19 protein-coding genes and 1 pseudogene are annotated in these 16,999 nt (G+C 47.0%); 1 reads left to right on the plus strand and 19 read right to left on the minus strand.

Going from position 1 to position 16,999, the window contains the following annotated elements:
• Positions 1-29 precede the first annotated feature (29 nt).
• The 14 genes from AC1TPC_RS12655 to AC1TPC_RS12720 all read right to left on the minus strand — a co-directional run bounded on the left by AC1TPC_RS12655 (position 30) and on the right by AC1TPC_RS12720 (position 10,010).
• Positions 30-596 carry a uridine kinase family protein gene (locus AC1TPC_RS12655; RefSeq protein WP_482067209.1) on the minus strand — a complete coding sequence of 189 codons (567 nt, stop codon included), beginning with the start codon at positions 594-596 and terminating at the stop codon, positions 30-32.
• 155 nt (positions 597-751) lie between these two features.
• The gene (locus tag AC1TPC_RS12660; protein ID WP_482067210.1) at positions 752-1,081 is read right to left on the minus strand and encodes a hypothetical protein; all 330 of its coding nucleotides are present in this window, start codon (positions 1,079-1,081) and stop codon (positions 752-754) included.
• Positions 1,082-1,172: 91 nt separating this feature from the next.
• The gene (gene kduD / locus AC1TPC_RS12665; RefSeq protein ID WP_482067211.1) at positions 1,173-1,928 is read right to left on the minus strand and encodes a 2-dehydro-3-deoxy-D-gluconate 5-dehydrogenase KduD; all 756 of its coding nucleotides are present in this window, start codon (positions 1,926-1,928) and stop codon (positions 1,173-1,175) included.
• A 3-nt stretch (positions 1,929-1,931) separates the two neighbouring features.
• Positions 1,932-2,726 (minus strand): DeoR/GlpR family DNA-binding transcription regulator, encoded by a 795-nt coding sequence (locus tag AC1TPC_RS12670; protein WP_482067212.1) that lies wholly within the window; start codon positions 2,724-2,726, stop codon positions 1,932-1,934.
• A 25-nt stretch (positions 2,727-2,751) separates the two neighbouring features.
• Positions 2,752-3,582, minus strand: a complete 831-nt coding sequence (gene kduI / locus AC1TPC_RS12675; RefSeq protein WP_482067213.1) for a 5-dehydro-4-deoxy-D-glucuronate isomerase — start codon at positions 3,580-3,582, stop codon at positions 2,752-2,754.
• Between the two features lie 220 nt (positions 3,583-3,802).
• Positions 3,803-4,123 (minus strand): hypothetical protein, encoded by a 321-nt coding sequence (locus tag AC1TPC_RS12680; RefSeq protein ID WP_482067214.1) that lies wholly within the window; start codon positions 4,121-4,123, stop codon positions 3,803-3,805.
• Complete coding sequence (locus AC1TPC_RS12685; protein WP_482067215.1) at positions 4,124-4,459, minus strand: HIT domain-containing protein; 336 nt, start codon at positions 4,457-4,459, stop codon at positions 4,124-4,126.
• Positions 4,460-4,476: 17 nt separating this feature from the next.
• On the minus strand, positions 4,477-4,620 hold the full coding sequence (locus AC1TPC_RS12690) for a hypothetical protein (protein ID WP_482067216.1): 144 nt from the start codon (positions 4,618-4,620) through the stop codon (positions 4,477-4,479).
• Entirely contained in the window at positions 4,599-5,123 is a 525-nt protein-coding gene (locus AC1TPC_RS12695; protein ID WP_482067217.1) for a hypothetical protein, read from the minus strand. Before AC1TPC_RS12695 ends, AC1TPC_RS12690 begins: the two co-directional genes overlap by 22 nt.
• A gap of 22 nt (positions 5,124-5,145) precedes the next feature.
• On the minus strand, positions 5,146-5,802 hold the full coding sequence (locus AC1TPC_RS12700; protein ID WP_482067218.1) for a hypothetical protein: 657 nt from the start codon (positions 5,800-5,802) through the stop codon (positions 5,146-5,148).
• 95 nt (positions 5,803-5,897) lie between these two features.
• Complete coding sequence (locus AC1TPC_RS12705) at positions 5,898-7,160, minus strand: MFS transporter (protein ID WP_482067219.1); 1,263 nt, start codon at positions 7,158-7,160, stop codon at positions 5,898-5,900.
• A gap of 61 nt (positions 7,161-7,221) precedes the next feature.
• On the minus strand, positions 7,222-8,355 hold the full coding sequence (locus AC1TPC_RS12710) for a winged helix-turn-helix domain-containing protein (RefSeq protein ID WP_482067220.1): 1,134 nt from the start codon (positions 8,353-8,355) through the stop codon (positions 7,222-7,224).
• 472 nt (positions 8,356-8,827) lie between these two features.
• Complete coding sequence (locus tag AC1TPC_RS12715; RefSeq protein WP_482067221.1) at positions 8,828-9,103, minus strand: HIT family protein; 276 nt, start codon at positions 9,101-9,103, stop codon at positions 8,828-8,830.
• A 127-nt stretch (positions 9,104-9,230) separates the two neighbouring features.
• Positions 9,231-10,010 (minus strand): SDR family oxidoreductase, encoded by a 780-nt coding sequence (locus AC1TPC_RS12720; RefSeq protein ID WP_482067222.1) that lies wholly within the window; start codon positions 10,008-10,010, stop codon positions 9,231-9,233.
• A gap of 316 nt (positions 10,011-10,326) precedes the next feature.
• Here AC1TPC_RS12720 and AC1TPC_RS12725 point away from each other — a divergent pair, with 316 nt between their 5' ends.
• Positions 10,327-11,670, plus strand: coding sequence for an outer membrane protein assembly factor BamB family protein (locus tag AC1TPC_RS12725; RefSeq protein ID WP_482067223.1), 1,344 nt, complete (start codon positions 10,327-10,329; stop codon positions 11,668-11,670).
• A 493-nt stretch (positions 11,671-12,163) separates the two neighbouring features.
• On the opposite strand, the pseudogene AC1TPC_RS12730 reads toward AC1TPC_RS12725, so the two are convergent.
• From AC1TPC_RS12730 to AC1TPC_RS12750, 5 genes and pseudogenes are all read right to left on the minus strand, one after another.
• Positions 12,164-12,310 (minus strand): annotated as a pseudogene (locus AC1TPC_RS12730) (GNAT family N-acetyltransferase); the annotation flags it as partial.
• 64 nt (positions 12,311-12,374) lie between these two features.
• Positions 12,375-12,857 carry a hypothetical protein gene (locus AC1TPC_RS12735; protein ID WP_482067224.1) on the minus strand — a complete coding sequence of 161 codons (483 nt, stop codon included), beginning with the start codon at positions 12,855-12,857 and terminating at the stop codon, positions 12,375-12,377.
• Positions 12,858-12,908: 51 nt separating this feature from the next.
• A complete protein-coding gene (locus AC1TPC_RS12740; protein WP_482067225.1) occupies positions 12,909-13,736 on the minus strand; it encodes a DUF4362 domain-containing protein in 828 nt (275 codons plus the stop codon).
• Positions 13,737-13,838: 102 nt separating this feature from the next.
• Entirely contained in the window at positions 13,839-15,887 is a 2,049-nt protein-coding gene (locus AC1TPC_RS12745) for an alpha-glucuronidase family glycosyl hydrolase (protein ID WP_482067226.1), read from the minus strand.
• 64 nt (positions 15,888-15,951) lie between these two features.
• Positions 15,952-16,989: an endo-1,4-beta-xylanase gene (locus AC1TPC_RS12750; protein ID WP_482067227.1), complete on the minus strand. Its 1,038-nt coding sequence runs from the start codon at positions 16,987-16,989 to the stop codon at positions 15,952-15,954.
• Positions 16,990-16,999: the final 10 nt, after the last annotated feature.

Genomic DNA, 16,999 nt, shown 5'->3' on the forward strand with positions numbered 1-16,999 from the left:
TAGGTTCTGGACTGTTTATTTTTCAGGCTCTATATCCGGGATCCCTCCAACTTCTGCAATACCCAATCCAGCAGAATCTGACTTCCCTTCTGCGATCCAAGTGAACCATTAACGATTAAATCCGCGTACCAGCGTGTCGGCTCTACATACCGATCATGGGTATGTCTCACCAAATCCAAATATTCGCTTATCGCTTCATCCATGGAGTAACGCTCATTCGAAAATTTCCCTAATCGTCTTGCGAGCCTTTCATCGGACTGGCAATCAACAAACACTTTATAATCTAAGCATTCTCTTAGCTGCGAAAAATGGAACAGCAAAAAACCTTCAATAATGATTACGTCATCCTTATCGGACAAAGATTCATTGAAATCCTCTAATACCTTATCTAGATCAACAGCAGCCGGATCGTTAAAATCTTCATAAGCTTTGCCAGAAAATGAAGCAACCGTTATCGGCCTTTCCTTCTTATAATACTTGTCCATATGTATGACTTTTACTTTATAATGGCTAAGGCCGTGGGCAAGAAATTTACTCAATGTGGTTTTCCCGCTGCCAGACCCGCCAGCAATGCCAATTGCAATCGTAGAGCGCATGACGACCCTCTCCAAGCATTTCGAATTTACTCCTATTTTAATACAAGATGGATGGATTGTCCTCTTACGTGCAAGCAAGAAGACCGATCTACAAGGCAGATTGTGAGAACTCATTTTTTAATCGATTTATAAGATCCGAAGGTTGAGTTAGATAGTCAGGAGATGTAACAGCAACCATGATTTCTTACATATATAGTTTCCTTTTTTACCAGCTCATCTGCCTTCGTTCTAAAAACATCAATCTCATTATAAAGACAGACAATTTCGGGTACATCATAAGTATTAACAATCTCAATAAACTGTACTTTGTGATCTACATCATATTCGAACTTTATAAACAATTGCTCAAAATAGCTGGGGTTATATGGGTTATCCGTGCTGCGATATTTAGAGTAATCTCTAAAAATTTCTTGTACTTCTCGTTCACTCATTCCCAGCTTAAATGGTCCGATTCCAACCTTTGGCATAATTATTATAGGTTCCATTGTGCATCCTCCACTCCGAATTAGCAAAATAAAAAAGACCTTCCCTCTCGCAGTTACAACGCGTAGGGAAAGTCCTTTGATTTCGCTCGCTCTATCTGACTAACCAACCGCCATCTACAGCAAGAATATGGCCATTCATATAATCAGAGGCTGCGGATGCCAAAAATACCGCCGGCCCGATCAAATCCTCAGACGTTCCCCACCGTCCTGCTGGTATCCGTTGCAGAATTTGGGCGCTGCGAATAGGATCTTCGCGAAGCGCTTCCGTATTGTCCGTGCTCATATACCCTGGAGCAATCGCATTAACCTGCAGGCCTTTGCCAGCCCATTCGCTAGCCAGCGCTTTCGTAAGACCGGCAACCGCATGCTTGCTGGATGTATAGCCAGGAACGTTAATGCCTCCTTGGAAGGAGAGCATAGATGCAATATTAATGATTTTGCCGGAGCCCTGCTCGATCATATGCTTGCCCGCAAGCTGGGAAAGGACAAAGACAGAATTGAGGTTCACGTCGAGCACATCCTGCCAATCCTCGTAGCTATGCTCAGCAGCAGGAGTCCGGCGAATAATGCCAGCGTTGTTGACCAAAATATCGATGCGTCCCAGCTCATCAACCGTGCGTTCGATAATGCCCGCAAGCTTGCTGCGATCTGAAATATCGGCTTGAATCGTAATCGCCTTCCGCCCCAGCGCCCGCACGGCGTCCGCTGCTTTATCAGCCGGCGTGCTGTTCGTGACAAGCGCCACATCGGCGCCTGCTTCAGCTAGTCCAAGCGCAATTGCTGCGCCAAGTCCACGGCCAGCGCCTGTTACGACCGCTGTTTTCCCCGTTAAATCAAACAAACCCATCGGTTATGTCCTCCCTCTCGTACGCTTCCCGCTTTCTGGAAGCTCTGCCTTCAACATTTGTATGTGAAGCGCCTCATATTTCGCCGCAACTTCGGACGTAATCCCGTCATCCGTAATGATAAAATCAATTTCGCTTAATTCGGCAAACGTAATTAACGCGCCTTTGTCGAACTTATTATGATCTGCCAGACAATAGACGGTTTTGGCGTTCTCCAAATACAGCCTCTTCAGCTTCGCTAATTCCTCTGTAAAGATCGTAAGCCCGTATTCCAAATGAATGCCCGTGGTGGATAGAAACAGCTTATGGACATTCAGCCGCTTGATCCACTCCTGCGATTCCGCGCCAATGAGCAGATTATTGTGACGGTAACCGCCGGGAACTACGAGCCTTACCTGATCCTTCAGCGTTAGCTCGCGAATAATGAGCAGATCATTCGTAAGCACGGTTACAGGCATATTCGGAAGCCGCTTCGCCATCTCTAGCGTCGTGCTGCCCGCATCAAGCGCTATAATGTCGTTAGGCTCAATGCAGGAAAGCGCAAGCGCGGCAATAGCTGACTTCTCCTGTTGATGCTTGCTGTTCGGGAACTGCAAAGGATAAAGGCTATCCTCGCCCTCCTGCTCCAGCACTGCTCCGCCGTGCGTACGTTTGAGCAGCCCCTTCTCCTCCAGCTTCTCCAAGTCCTCGCGAACCGTCTTTTCTGTAACGCCGAACTGCTCGCTTAGCTCTGAAACCTTAACCGCGCCAAGCTGCTCTAATTTTTCTATAATTTTACGATGCCGTTCAGCTGCCAGCATAGCGCACCCCCTGTAGCGAATGTTTCTATTTTAGCTCGCTTGCAGGTACGGCGTCCATGTCTGTAAATGTATAGTTCTCGCCCGCCATCGACCAGCAGAACGTATAGTTGCTTGTGCCAACGCCGGAGTGGATCGACCAAGGCGGCGAGATAATCGCTTGCTCGCTTGCTACAACAAGATGTCTCGTCTGCGAAGGCTCGCCCATCATATGGAATACTCGAGCGTCAGCATTCATATCAAAATACAAGTAGGCTTCCATGCGGCGGTCATGAACATGCGAAGGCATCGTATTCCAGACGCTTCCAGTTTTGAGGCTGGTTACGCCAAGCATAAGCTGGCAGCTTTGAATGCCGTCTGCATGAATGTACTTGTAAAGAATACGTTCATTGGAAGTCTCTTGTGAGCCAAGATGAGTCGGGTTCGCTTCCTCCATCGTCATCTTGCGGGTCGCAATTTCTGCATGCGCAAGCGCGGAACAGAAGTAAAGCTTCGCAGGGTTCGCTTTGTCGACGCTTGAGAGCAGCACTTCGCGTTTCCCTTTACCTACATAAAGCACATCAAGCTTGTTCAGCTCGTATACCTCTCCATCCACGGATATCGAAGCCGGCCCGCCAATATTCAAGAAGCCGATCTCGCGGCGCTCCAAGAAATATTCGGTTTTCAGCGTTGCCGCATCCTCCAGCTCAAGCGCTTCGTTCACCGGCAGCGCTCCGCCTACAATCATCCGGTCATAATGTGAATAGGTCATTTTAAGTTGATCCTTCTCGAACAGGCTCTCGATCAAAAACTCGCTGCGCAGACGTTCCGTATCATATTGCTTCACATCAGTAGGATTAGTAGTATGGCGTATTTCCATTGGATAAAAGCCTCCTAAAAGTTTTTATAGCGCAAAGTCAGCCTCGCTGGGCTCACGCTTATGTTTGTTATTGTTCGTTTTTATAATATCACACATTTATGAACAAAAAAAGAACATTTTAAACAAACCTTCAAGGCTCTATCCCATCATTCTGCTAGATAAATGCACAAAAAAACCTCTGATCGCATCATTTGCGAAGAGGCCTTATTGGATTGACTATTTAATTAAGCTTCCAGCGTCGATAGGCATAAAGAGACACAATCATAAACATTCCGTATACCAACGTCGTAATGAATAGGTTCTTAGATTCCGTCACTAGCGCATCGCCAATCATTGTGAACAGCAGCATCGCTGGAATTTTGCCAATCGACGAGGCAGCAGCGTCAGCTTGCCAATGCTTTGATAACGGTGCAGCACCTTCATGCCCCACTCCTGATAGCCATATCGGATAGGTGCACTCCCGAGTAATAGATAACTCTAGCGTACCATTAATGAGCGTATATCCATCAAAATAGTTGTGTCGAATTAAAGAAAGCAGCATTCAGCTCTTGTTGAGCGACTGACCGTAAACGATGTGAAAATGAAGATGCTTCGAATCCTGATATTTTCCAAGATTCGTTATAACTCTGCAAGCGCCATGCTCGGATACGACTTGGGACGCTACTTTTTTGACGATATCCATCATCTCCAGAAGAAGATCGTTATCATGATCCTCTAAAGTCACCAACGATGAAATATGTTTTTTCGGTATCGTTACAATGTGCACAGGATAGAATGGACGGGTGTGGTGGTAGGCAAGCACATGCTCCGTCTCCATTACCTTCTCTACAACAGTTCGACCGCTTAACACTTCTTCGCAATAAAAATCTTCAGACATATACGTGCACCCTTTCGTTAAAAGATATCTTTTTGCAGTTTTTCCACCTGAAGCAGCTCGTTAGCAGGCTGCATTTTGCGAAAACGATAGATTGCCGACACGAATGTTGTAGCGATGCCGACACCTAGAAACACGCTGCTTATATTTGATAACGGTAGCATTCTTTTCCCTCATAGTTGAACTTCTTAGACCAACTTATTGTATCTTTCATATAAAGCTCGACATGTTCAATTTCAGTGGCTCTAAAAGTGATCATCATAAAATGATCCTGCAAAAAATTTATGGCAGAACGAAACAGCGCCTCAAGATCAGCAAACGCTGCTTCCTGCTCTTGGCTTAGCTCAAGCTCATACAGCTCTACCACTCCAAATGGAGGAATCTTATCCCAATAATCAAAATTCTCATCTTCATAATCGGCAATGACGCTATCTTCCATCGCGCTTAGCATCGGTGATTTTTCCTGTTTCAAATCTCGTATCTTAAACTGAAGCTTAACACCTATGGAACTATGAATGGCAATTGAAGCATGATTGAGGTTATGTCCTTGCGTAACGGTAATGCTATTATTTTGAATCCAAGCTATGGTCTCCGGACTAGCATTCTCCCACGTATTAGAAGCGCTAAGACTTTGTTGTAAAAAAATACTGACTCGTGATGTTTGCATTTTACCTCCATGATGAAGTTCCCTATTCACCCAAATTGTTCTTGGTTTCATTGCCTTGAAATGACAGAGACTCATCGGTCGTCTCCTTGTGCTTGATGATTCCATCCGCTGTATAACCGATAATATCGAACTTCGTACCTTGCGCCTTATCAACCAATACATAGAACAGCTTAAAGTTCGGCTCCACTTCAATGATCTCAGCTTGTGTTTCCTTGCCCGTCACATGATCCGTGACCGTCATTTTCGCAATATCCGGATGAACAACTACTCCATAAAACATCGGAAAGGGGGAGCTGCCATAACTGCTGCCTTCCGTGCTTGGCAGATACTCTGCATAGAATGTTTCCTCCCTCGCCTCCGCATCGGTAAGCCCAAGCCGAACATTAGATGCTCCAAAGCCGCCCCCAAATCCCCATTTCCAGCCTTTTGGCGACTTCCTCACGTAATCAGCACCTACATTAACCTGATCATTTTTTATATTACTCAAGAAAAAAGCAATCTCGCCCCCCGGGACGGCATGCTCATAAATCATTTGCGATACATAACCCAAGCCCCGCTGCTTCTCAATGGCAGCAACAGCGCTCGGGCTCGAATCATTGCTCCTGCTTGCAGCCTTAACATAGAGACCAACAGCAACCACTGCTGTTAGCAGCAGCGCTAGATACACTCTGCGTCGCATTCGATCATTCCCCTCACTAAAATAGTATCAGCAGCCCGGCGTTGAATATCAGATGTGCGTTGATGTGGTAGCGGACATATACGTGCACCATTTCGTTACAATATATCTTTTTGCAGGTTTTTAACCTGAAGCAGCTCTTTAGCAGGCTTCATTATGCGAAAACGATAGAAAGCCGCTACGCCAGTAGTTGCGATGCCGACACCGAGAAACACGCTGCCAGCACTCCACCATGATGCCATAATCGCGCCAAGCACCGGAGCGATGAGCATCGAGCTCGTTTGCAGCGCACTCGCTAACGCAGATATCGGACCAACCGTTTCATCCGTCGTCTCCATTTGCAGCACATAGCCAAACGGCACTGCGCTTTGCGCACCGCAATACCCAAGCGCTGCGCATAACGGCAGCCACAAAGCGAGCCCCGTATGGAAAAATCCCATGCCGGCGAAGCCGACCACAATAATGAGGAAACCGGTGGCGATGCCCGCCGTCGTCATATAGGCAAGCGGTCGTTGTCTCCATCTGAGCCTTTGTCCAGCCATTAATGCGCCAGCAACGCTGCCTGCGCCAACTGCGCCAATGAGCAATCCGAACCTCGTTTCATCCATTCCCGCTTCCTTTGCCAGCAAAACAAACAAACCATCATACAAAAAAATTAGAAAAAACAAAGTAGCGGCATACAAAATGGCGGCTTTGAGAAGCGGCCTGCGCATCAGATGCTCCCAAGCTCCCCGCAATCCGCCGGATTGCTTTCCAATCAGTTCCTGCTGCCTTGTCCAAGACGGCATAGCGCTAAGCATGACAGCCGACAATGCATACAGCACCGCACTCGTATAGAAAGGAACCGACGTTCCGAGAGAAGCCATAAGCGCACCACCTGCCATCGGCCCCAATATTTTCGTCAGGTTAACCGACATTTGCCTTAGTGAGGATGCCTGAGCAAGCAAGGGAGGATCGACGATCCTTTTTACAGTGCTTTGTCTGACAGGATCAAATACTGCGCTCACACTGTTTTTCAGCAGCATTAGTATTAGCAGCACAGGGAGAGAAGGTGCCCATGCCATGCATACTACAAAAACGGCGCGCAATAAATCACAAGTAATCAGCAAGCTTTTGCCAGGCAAATGACCCAGACGTACGCTTATCAGCGGCCCGACGATGACATAGGGCAGACCGATACAGATCGATAATGCAGCCAATGCCATGGAGCCATGGCCCCATGCGTAAACAATCAGTACGCTAAGCGCAATAAAATCGAGCCAGTTCGCAAAGTCAGACAGCAGCTGTCCGATAAACAGCTGGCGAAATTTTTTTGCCCGCAGCGGACTCCAAATTGGATCATTCGTTTGTTCTTGCTTCATCTTGATAACCTCCGGTATGCGTTGATAAACACAACCTTACCGAACCATTATCAGAGCAATATCAGAGGGAGCCAAGTTGTTGCTGAAGCTGCTCCATAACTTGACCGCTTATCTCATCCATCCCAATCTGAGCGGTTAATCTGGCCCATTCCTTCTCGTAAATATCCCGGTCTATCCCCCATTCATGCTGCTTGGAAATGGTAAGAATCGTATGATAGCCGTTCAGCAAATTCGCGAGAAACTGCGACTGCTTCAGCAGCGCCAGTCCCTGTTCGATCAGCGCTAAGCCCATTTTTTTATCCGGTCGATACACAAATAGTCCTTTCAATATCCGGTACTGACCTTGCTCTCGTTGATAGGGATATTGCATTAGCCTTTCCTCGACAGCTTCTATCGCCGCATCAACCTCGGTCCACCGTTCGGCACGCAGCACAAATTCCAACTTAAGATTTGCCGTATAGGGGATGAGCCCTTCCCAGTTATTGCGCTGAACCTCTTTATGGAGCAAGTCGAGCTTCACCTTCGCAGCCTCGAGCTCTCCCCAGTCCATCAGCATGCCGATAATCGACATCGTCGCAAGCTCGTTGTGCCATAGCGATGCAAGCAAATTGTGGCGCAGCGCCGTTTCCACGTAGCCGCGGTTGTTATACGGATCAATGAGCTGATTCATATATAGCAGAAGGAAGGCCCGATCGATAAAGGAGCCCTCCTCTTCCCGCACAATAAAACGTACATCTCCTTCCATTAAGCGAATCAGCATCTGAAAAGTCGGATCGACCTCAAAGCCCAGCACATCCTTATTGCGGGCGAGTGTAAGGAGCGCATCCCCTCTTCCGTATCGCAAATAGGTACCGGCTACTCCCCTTAGCTCTTCCGAAAATGCAGGCAACTTAGCCAGAGGATTCGCACCCAACTTCTCCTGCGACAGCTTTAGCCGGTAACCAAGTCCACGCACCGTATCGATCTGAATGGCATGCGCCCATCGCGCCAGCTTCCGCCGCAGCCGGTAGACGTGATCGTCAACAGTCCGGTCCACAGGCGACTCCAGTGTCCAGACCGCATCAAGCAGCTGTTCTCTTGAAAGAGTTTGCCCAACGTTTGCGTACAAATAGTTTAGCAGGGCATATTCCTTGGGAAGCAGCACAGCTTGTTGTCCTTTCCAAGTGACGGTGTATGCGCCAGCATCCCATTCCAAATGATCTCACCTCTATCTTTGACTGCCGAAGCACTAGATTTCAATTAAGCCTCGGTAGCCGCGGCGGCTCTCTTCCGCCTACGCGGCTGGTATATTTATGGGAATCTTACCAATCGTATGTTCTTTTGTAAAGGTACGCAGTCTCGAATATATTTTTAAAGCTTCCATTGAAACCATCGTCCATGATTTGTCGACTAACCCGCTATTCCATAGTTAGACTTGCCATGCTCACAAACACAATAAGTCTATTCATTAGACCTATTTCCCTCTTTTGCTCGGTTTTCAAATAATTAAATCTACTATTTAGATCTATTTTTTCCGATTGCCCTTGAAACTCTCGCTTTTGCCCGATTATGCGAACATTAATTATAAAAACTAGACTTATTTCATTTTAAAAACTGATATTTATATCAATAAGTCTAAAAACTAGATCTATGCCTCTCATTACCAGCGATGAATAAGAAGGGCGAAGCTAGCCAGACAACTTCTCATTAACGAACGTAATCATCTGCTCCCTCGTTTCACTTAAACGCCTCTTCACGTTCGACGTTTCAGCAGGCTCTACCCATCCGAAGCCATCCGATTCATAGCGCGGAAAAATATGCATGTGATAATGGTTCAAATCATTGAATATACCGCCATTTTGAATAACCGTAATCCCATCAGGCTGAAACTGCGACTTCCGTACCTTCGCCAGCATAGCAGATGTCTTCATAATTTCAAATGCGGTTATTTCGTCCAAGTCCAAGTAACCAGCTCGTTCTCATAAACGATATGCGTTTCCAATCTTTTATTTGCAAGTTTACACCCTAAGCACAGCTGGTCCTCCATCTCCATCTCCATCTCCATCTCCTTCTCTCCTTCTTGCATGCACTCTATTTCCCTAAAAATCCGCCTTCGGATTTTATCACTTGCCCCGTTATCCACTGTGATTCATCGCTCGCTAGGAAGCTGACCGCTCTCGCTGCATCCTCCGGCAATCCGATTCGTCCCATCGGAAACATAGGCAGAAAACCTGCTTTCATCTCATCATCCATCCAGCCTGAATCGGTCGGCCCTGGATCAAATCCATTAACGGTAATTTGGAGCGGCGCCAAGCCTACGGAGAGCGGCTCAATCAATCCGATCAGAGCACCCTTCGTTGCGATGTATGCCAAGTTATCCGGATCAGGCCCTTTTGAAACCATAAAAATAATTCTTCCTGCCGTCCCTTTGGCATGGTTTTTCTCGAATCTTTTTGCAAATTCTGTGCTAAGCAAGATTGGGCCGCGATTGTTCACGACATAATGCTGATCCAGTACATCAATATCTAGACTGCGAAAATTTGTTGGTACGCAATAGGTGGCATTGTTGATCAAAATCGAAGCGCTGCCGAGCGACCTTTCGACTTGCTCCATAATTAGAACAGGCGTCTCGGGAATTGCAAAATCAGCCTCCATATGGCTTGCCCTTACGCCTAAGCTTTCCAATTCATGGCGCAGCTGCTCCGGCCAATCCTTCTCCCCGCCATTGCCTTCCGTTTCATCAAAAGCATGATAGTGCGTAAAAAAGATATCTGCTCCCAATCGTGCTAGTGAACGGCATATCGCTGTTCCAATTCCCGATGATCGGCTAGCCCCTGTAACGATCGCTATTTTATTTTTCAATGAGATCAATTGCTGCTCCCTCCAGATGTTAACCACTTGATTTATATGTTCATATCCCTATATTTTCTACGCTGTACCATCCTTAACCTTCAGCGCGTCATCCGCGGTGAGTGGACAGGCAGGAATCGGAGCCAGCTTTGACAAAACGGTACTGGAAAACCAAATAGATGTGCTGAGAACTAACTATCCGAACCTGAAAATTGAAATTCTCGAGTAGCGTCCTCTTCAAAACAGCGAGCGCAAGCGAATCGTTGCAACCTTTTTCTCGGACTGCCCGTCTATAAGGAAAGTTTGCAAATTTATGGGAAAATGAGGAGAATCATTCATGCAAAAAAAATTAATATCTCGAACCGTTCTTGCCGCTTCCGTCCTGGTTATTGCTCTCCAAACAGGGCTGACAGCAAACAACAGTGGAATTAACCAAGTCCATGCAGAGAAATCTGTCTTATCCTTCGGTGGAGGACAGCCAGAGATTCAGTCACCATATGTTCAGTCAGCTTGGTCCGCAAAGGTCGATACTTGGGAGATTTACTCTAATTCGTATTTTACAGTGACAGGCGAGGGCAAAGTTTTCTCATTAAGCGGCAAGAGGCTGATCGCTTTGAACGCTCAAACAGGCAAGACCGTTTGGACTTACGGAGATAATCTGCTGCCTATTGTTGTTTATCAGGAGGGAACTGTTTTCGGAGCGGCAAATGACGGGAGCATCTATGCCCTCTCTGCATCAAACGGGAAACGAAAGTGGCTGTCGAGTGTCAAGCTGCCGAGTCCGGACGCTATCGAGATTGTAGGCGATACGCTGTATATTCTGAAAGGAAAGGATATGTATGCCTTTAATCCGAAGACGGGAAAACAGCTTTGGAAAAACACCGAGCCGCAATCCGATCACGGCCACGCGGGGCTCATCGATGCGGGAGATGTCGTATTCCGCACCTTTACCGTTCAAGGCGCACTTACCTCTGTTCAACTTAACGCCATCGATAAGAAAACAGGAAAGAAGCTTTGGGGTATGTTTCGCCAAGGCACACCGCTCAAGATCGAAGGCGGGGTGGTCTATTCCGTAAAAGATAATTATAGTCCGATAGTTGAAGGAACCGAACGCAGCGTTACGGTGTCCGTGATCAATCTCAAAACAGGTGAATTAAAAGGAAGCCGCGTTTATCGTTGGAGCGTACAGGAAGGGCCCGGCGTTGAATATCAGACCGGCGGACCGTGCTATTTGGATGGAAATGATTTTTATGTCCATCAGAACGGTATAATTGCGAGGTATGATTTTACAAATTACAAGCCTGACGGCAAACCTGTTCGGACCTATAATGAGCCCGCCTCAAATTCGTATGGATACCCTGCTCAAAAAGTTCACCGCGACCGCATTTTGTTCGCTGGCTCCGGGAATGGTGCGCTTGCTGGCATTAAGACAGCCAACGGACAGCATGTGAGCTGGGCAGGCGACAACCCTGCCTCTATGACGGACATCTATGGAAAGGGTGTCTATCTAGCCCAAACAGACGGTATCCTGCACGCGATCGATTTTGATTCAGGCAAGCCGCTGTTTCGGGTGAAAACGGGCGCTCGCAATTATGGAACGACGCTCAAGGAAGGCAGCTCGCTTATCATTCAAACGAACGGAAAGCTGACAGGCGTGCTATTGCCCGCGGCATTGAAGTAATCGAGCAAACACGAGAGCTGCCTCGATATCCATCTGCCTCCCCAATGACATTCATTGGGGAGCACTTGCAAGTATGATGCTTTGGCGCGGTGGCTATGCTGTGGTTGCGGACTCAGATGAAACAATCGGGAGAGCGATACTATGATGCGATACTGTGATGTGATACTGTGATGCGATGCTGTGATGTGATACTGTGTTGCGTGACTATGCTGTGGTAGCGGACTCAGAATACGTTATTTGCATGATCGAACGCGATATATTCGTAATACCGGTCACAGAATCTCTTATTTGATGAAATTCAATAGAAAATAGTATGTTTAAGGACAAATAGCGGATCCTGAGTCCGCAGAACTCTCCAAATGGCACATTCATCTGAAATAGCGGATCTGTAGTCCGTACTAATGAAATAGCGAAGCGGCACTGTGGTCCGGTACTAAACATATATGAATGAACTTAACTCAGCACCACGTTCACCCCTCATACAAAAACCTGTTTACTCAAAGAACACGCTTGAATATTCAACAACTCCGGAAACATGATTAAGCGTATTTTCTTGCAGCTCTAATGCCATAAAGGCTTCATCGCTTACTTCGAAAGGCGCTTTTATTCCCCATAAGGATGCTTTTTTAAACCCAAATTTGACTTGTGATCATCCAATCGTTCTTTTCTAATCATAATGTTCATATTTATCTCCTTCGCAGCTCCTACAGCTTATCCATAAAAGCTAACACATGCTCTTTAACCTGCTTTTTCTCATCGTCATTCAGTTCATATGATCGAAAACGCTCTATGTTTTCATCAGGAATCAAAATAGTGGAAGGCTCTTGCAGCTCTTTTTCCCGGTTGTCTCCATCTTCAACCTCAGTGACATGCGTTCTGCCTGCTTTAGAATGCTGGATTACCGTGTTAATATAGTTTCCTTCTTTATCGTAAAAGTCCTCAATCATTTTAATTTCAGATCTGATAAAATTTTTGCCTTCTACTATAAGAGAAATGGAATTCACCTTCTTAAAGCCAGTTCGTTCATGAATCCCCTCTTCATTTTCCTCCATGATTTCTATGGCAAAAGCCTCTACATGCTCGACTTTTACGGCATCGCTGCAAGCACTTAACAGAACAAATATAGCAGAAATCATAATCATTTTCTTGGCTAAAGCTAACCTATCTAATCCTCTGTTTAAATTCAAAACCCCACTCCTTACGTCAAAAAAATGTCCAAACCAACTCTCCGATTACCTTCAAGGCATCAGCAAGCTAAAAGTCGGATTATCCGCCTCTTCTCCGCTACAGCGGGCTAGCCTATACTCCGTTCCTTCGGCTGTTTTATTCGTTTCAATAGCGCTGCAGAAAGAGACTGGCTTAATCGGGCTTCCAAATGTATCATGCGTATTATCAAATGTATATTCAATCGTTGTCCCATCGAATATTAAATCTTGAAAAATCGGACTGCCTTCAAGCGTATACGAGGTGACTGAAACAACATCCGCTGTACCTTCTTTCACGTTGTTTACGAATTGTTTCCACTTGCTTGCGTTGCTCCATTTGTCATGGAAGTTCACGACATCACCATTTTTATCTGCCAGATCGGAACTGTAGTACTGCTCCATAATCATTTTCTTTAGCTTTTCCGTCGCGGAGGCTGTCAGCCGATAACCAGTCCCGGTATCGCTTACTTCGGTATACATGCCGGTCTCTGACTTCGGATGCAGCCACAGATGCAAGGAGCGCTGCGAGCCGCCATTATCAATGATCATATCGTAATCTGGTTTAGCTATATTGAGAACACCTCCTATTTTCTCCGCCGAATTAATTGCATCTTCAAATGCTTGTACATCCTCTGGTCGTTTAAAAACACCATAGACCGCTGCATTCACTTTACCGAATTGCTGCGATCTGCTTACCGTTACCTGCTTGGCATCAAGCCTTTCACCAGCATTTGGTTCCATCGTACTCACAGGATTGCTTCCCGATGCAGGAAGCGGCTTCTCCGATTTTGACGTACAGCCCACAGCAGCCGTCAAACATACAATCAATATTAAAGCAGTGCTCACTCTTGCCTTAAACATCCCATCACCTCATCATTACAAACGTTTACAAATCTGTGAAAGTTGCAGGATGCCAACGACAAACAGCCCTCTACCGTCATACGGTAAAGGGCTGTTAAAGCTTTAATAGATCATGCGGCCAAATTCATCAGCAATACCGGACTTTCGGTAAAAATACGTATTAATAATATCGCGCCACTGCTTGGCATGCTTAGCCTGCTCGGACAATCGATTAGCGATATGAACAAACCTTGCTTCATCCATTTTACCGGCTAAACCCGCCCACTCCTGCTGCATCCGTTCCGCTTCCTCGGCACCCCAAAAGTGAGTATCGTAGATGTGCTGAATAACCGTCTTTCCAGAATGAAGCTGATGAGTATAGGGTACATGATGAAAAAAGAGCAGCAGCTCGTCCGGACAAGTTTCAACGCGATCATACAGCGAACGATTCGGTTCTTCATACTGCGATGTATATCCCGTTCCGCTCTCCTGTGTCCGGTCAACGCCGATGCCGTCCCGGTCCGCAAAATGATAGGTTCCCCATCTTGAATACTCGTAGCCGTCTACATCAGGCCCATAATGATGATTAGGCGCTACCATCCAGCCGACGCCAAGCGGTGCGGTGTACCCTTCATAGATCGGCCACGATTCCATCAGCATCCGATTAATGGTTGATAAAACGAGTTGGTCGCTTCCGAACGTTGCGATCGTCCACTCGGTAGAAATCTCCTCGGCCGTTAGATTCGGATTCCAGACGAGCCGGCCATATCCGTAAAGGTTAGCCTGCGCGAGAATATGACCTGTCCAGCTCTCCTCATTCCCGATATTCGAAACCGCAGCAACCCCGCTATACTTCATACCGTATATCGTTCCATCGACAATTCGTTTCACTTCAGTCCCCGAGCCTTCCGCATAGGTATCAAAATCGAGTACCTGCTTCCATTGCGGCACCAAGTAGCACAAATGCTTCTGCTGCCCGGTATACTCTTGGGTAATTTGAAACTCCATCATCTGATTCGTTTTTTTCATCGCGCCAAGCAAGGGGGATACAGGCTCTCGAACCTGAAAGTCCATCGGTCCATTCTTAATCTGCAGCAGCACATTGCTTCGAAAACGCCCATCCAGCGGTTTAAAATGGTCGAATGCCGAACGCGCACGATCCGTCTTCCGATCACGCCAATCCTGCATGCAGTCATAAACGAAGCAGCGCCAAATGACGATCCCATCATAAGCTGCAAGCGAGTCAGCAAGCATATTCGCCCCATCCGCATGGTCACGTCCATAAGCGAACGGCCCTGGCCGATGCTCAGAGTCTGCCTTGACGACAAAACCGCCAAAGTCAGGAATCAACAAATAGATCCGCTCAGCAGTTTCCTTCCACCAGCCTTGCACAGCCGCATCAAGCGGATCTGCTGTCGCCAAGCCTCCGATCTGCAAAGGTGCTGCAAAATTAACGCTCAGAAACAGCCTAATCCCGTATTCGCGGAAAATGTCCGCAATGCCTGCTACAGACGGCAGCAGCTCATCGGTAATGAATCTCGTCTCGATCTCATGGACATTCACATTGTTAATGGAGATGGCATTAAGTCCGACTGATGCGAGCAATCGCGCGTAATCCCTTATTCGCTGCAAATCGGTTGTAATGCTCCCATTTTGATAAAAAATAGAACGTCCAGCGTACCCTCTCTCAATCGAACCGTCGGCATTATCCCACTGATTGATCATTCGCAGCTGATTTCTTGGAGACTCTTCCGCATTCAGCTCCTCAAAAGGCTTGCCTGCGCCTATGAGACGCAGCAGATGGAAGACGCCGTACAAAACCCCAACGGCCGAGCCGCCGGTAAGCGTCAAATAGCCATGATTAGCGCCGGCGCCTTGCCCATACTGGAGCTTAAATCCCTCTTCCCCAAGCCGCCATTCCTCTAACCTCTCCACATCCGAATCCACGATAATTTGAAGGAAACCGCCGGCATCAGGCTTCTTCTTAATGGCTGGCGTTATGCTAATGCAAGCTTGGATGCCATTGCGAAGCTCCTTTATTGCCGTATCCAATACGCCGGACGGTTCACCGTCATAGACAAGCTGTCCAAATATACCTGAATACTCAGCTTTCAGCTGTTCATCCTCAAGCGGCGAATCATTCAGCCAAGCCTTATACGCATGACTATTCATTAAACATAGTGCCTCCTTTTAAGCTGCACTAGCAGTCTTAGCTGTCCTAGTTTTTTTAGCTTTTTTAAGACTGCGAGGTCTGCTTGATGACACGCCAGAACGAGCCTTTCGGCTCATGGCTCTCGTTAAACAGCAGCGGCCAGTTTTTCCGTCCGTGAACAGGAAAGTCGCTCAGCCACGTATAATCATCCGCTGCACCCCAGAAGGTGACGGCATCAATATGATTCTTATACTCCTCCAGCAAATGAAATACCGTTTCATATCGCAGCTCCTGCAGCTCCAGCATCTCATCAGTCGGGCTGACTACATCCGTACGCAAATCATCATGCCGGAACATCGATATATCAAGCTCTGTTAGTTGCAATCTCAGACCAAGTGACGCATATTTCTCGATGGCTGCCCTGATCTCATCTAAGCCTGGACTATACAGGCTCCAATGCGCTTGAAGGCCGACACCATGCACCGGCACCCCCTGCTCGAGCAGGCTTTTGACCAACTGGTAAATTTTATCGCGCTTCAGCGGGTTTGACTCGTTATAATCATTGTAGAAAAGCTGTGCTTTCGGGTCCGCTTCATGAGCGAATTCGAACGCATTAGCAATAAATTCCGGTCCTGCAATATCCAGCCACTTGGAAGGACGCAGCAGGTCTGAGCCCTCGTCCGTAATAACTTCATTGACAACATCCCAAGCGTAGATGTCCTCTTTGTACCGCGTCACAACCGTATCAATATGTGATTTCAAACGAGCGAACAGCTTTTCACGGCTAACGGGGCTGCCGTCCGCTTCTTGAAATAACCAATCCGACGTCTGATTATGCCAAACGAGCGTATGCCCTCTCAATTTCTTGCCGTTCTCTCTTGCGAAAGCTGCGATTTTGTCCGCCGCTTCAAACGTATACGTATCCTCCGCTGGATGCACGCTCACAAATTTCATTTCATTCTCTGCGGTCAGGCTGTTGAAATGCTTCGCAATTAAATCACCAGCCTGAATAATTGTACGCGGATTAACCGCTGCTCCTATATCAAATGAGCCGCTAAATGCTTCGTACAGCTTTGGAATGCTGCCGTTGGTACTGTTGTTATAGTCTGGCATTCTGCTCATGACTCTTCCC

The organism is Paenibacillus sp. Y280, from assembly GCF_056786335.1.

Bases quoted from the DNA above. Each gene is read 5' to 3' on its own strand.
- kduD (WP_482067211.1), bottom strand. From the start codon at position 1,928: ATGGGTTTGTTTGATTTAACGGGGAAAACAGCGGTCGTAACAGGCGCT.
- AC1TPC_RS12690 (WP_482067216.1), bottom strand. From the start codon at position 4,620: ATGCTACCGTTATCAAATATAAGCAGCGTGTTTCTAGGTGTCGGCATC.
- AC1TPC_RS12745 (WP_482067226.1), bottom strand. From the start codon at position 15,887: ATGAATAGTCATGCGTATAAGGCTTGGCTGAATGATTCGCCGCTTGAG.
- AC1TPC_RS12695 (WP_482067217.1), bottom strand. From the start codon at position 5,123: ATGCAAACATCACGAGTCAGTATTTTTTTACAACAAAGTCTTAGCGCT.
- AC1TPC_RS12660 (WP_482067210.1), bottom strand. From the start codon at position 1,081: ATGGAACCTATAATAATTATGCCAAAGGTTGGAATCGGACCATTTAAG.
- AC1TPC_RS12685 (WP_482067215.1), bottom strand. From the start codon at position 4,459: ATGTCTGAAGATTTTTATTGCGAAGAAGTGTTAAGCGGTCGAACTGTT.
- AC1TPC_RS12750 (WP_482067227.1), bottom strand. From the start codon at position 16,989: ATGAGCAGAATGCCAGACTATAACAACAGTACCAACGGCAGCATTCCA.
- AC1TPC_RS12700 (WP_482067218.1), bottom strand. From the start codon at position 5,802: ATGCGACGCAGAGTGTATCTAGCGCTGCTGCTAACAGCAGTGGTTGCT.
- AC1TPC_RS12725 (WP_482067223.1), top strand. From the start codon at position 10,327: ATGCAAAAAAAATTAATATCTCGAACCGTTCTTGCCGCTTCCGTCCTG.
- AC1TPC_RS12670 (WP_482067212.1), bottom strand. From the start codon at position 2,726: ATGCTGGCAGCTGAACGGCATCGTAAAATTATAGAAAAATTAGAGCAG.
- AC1TPC_RS12740 (WP_482067225.1), bottom strand. From the start codon at position 13,736: ATGTTTAAGGCAAGAGTGAGCACTGCTTTAATATTGATTGTATGTTTG.
- kduI (WP_482067213.1), bottom strand. From the start codon at position 3,582: ATGGAAATACGCCATACTACTAATCCTACTGATGTGAAGCAATATGAT.
- AC1TPC_RS12680 (WP_482067214.1), bottom strand. From the start codon at position 4,123: ATGCTGCTTTCTTTAATTCGACACAACTATTTTGATGGATATACGCTC.
- AC1TPC_RS12655 (WP_482067209.1), bottom strand. From the start codon at position 596: ATGCGCTCTACGATTGCAATTGGCATTGCTGGCGGGTCTGGCAGCGGG.
- AC1TPC_RS12705 (WP_482067219.1), bottom strand. From the start codon at position 7,160: ATGAAGCAAGAACAAACGAATGATCCAATTTGGAGTCCGCTGCGGGCA.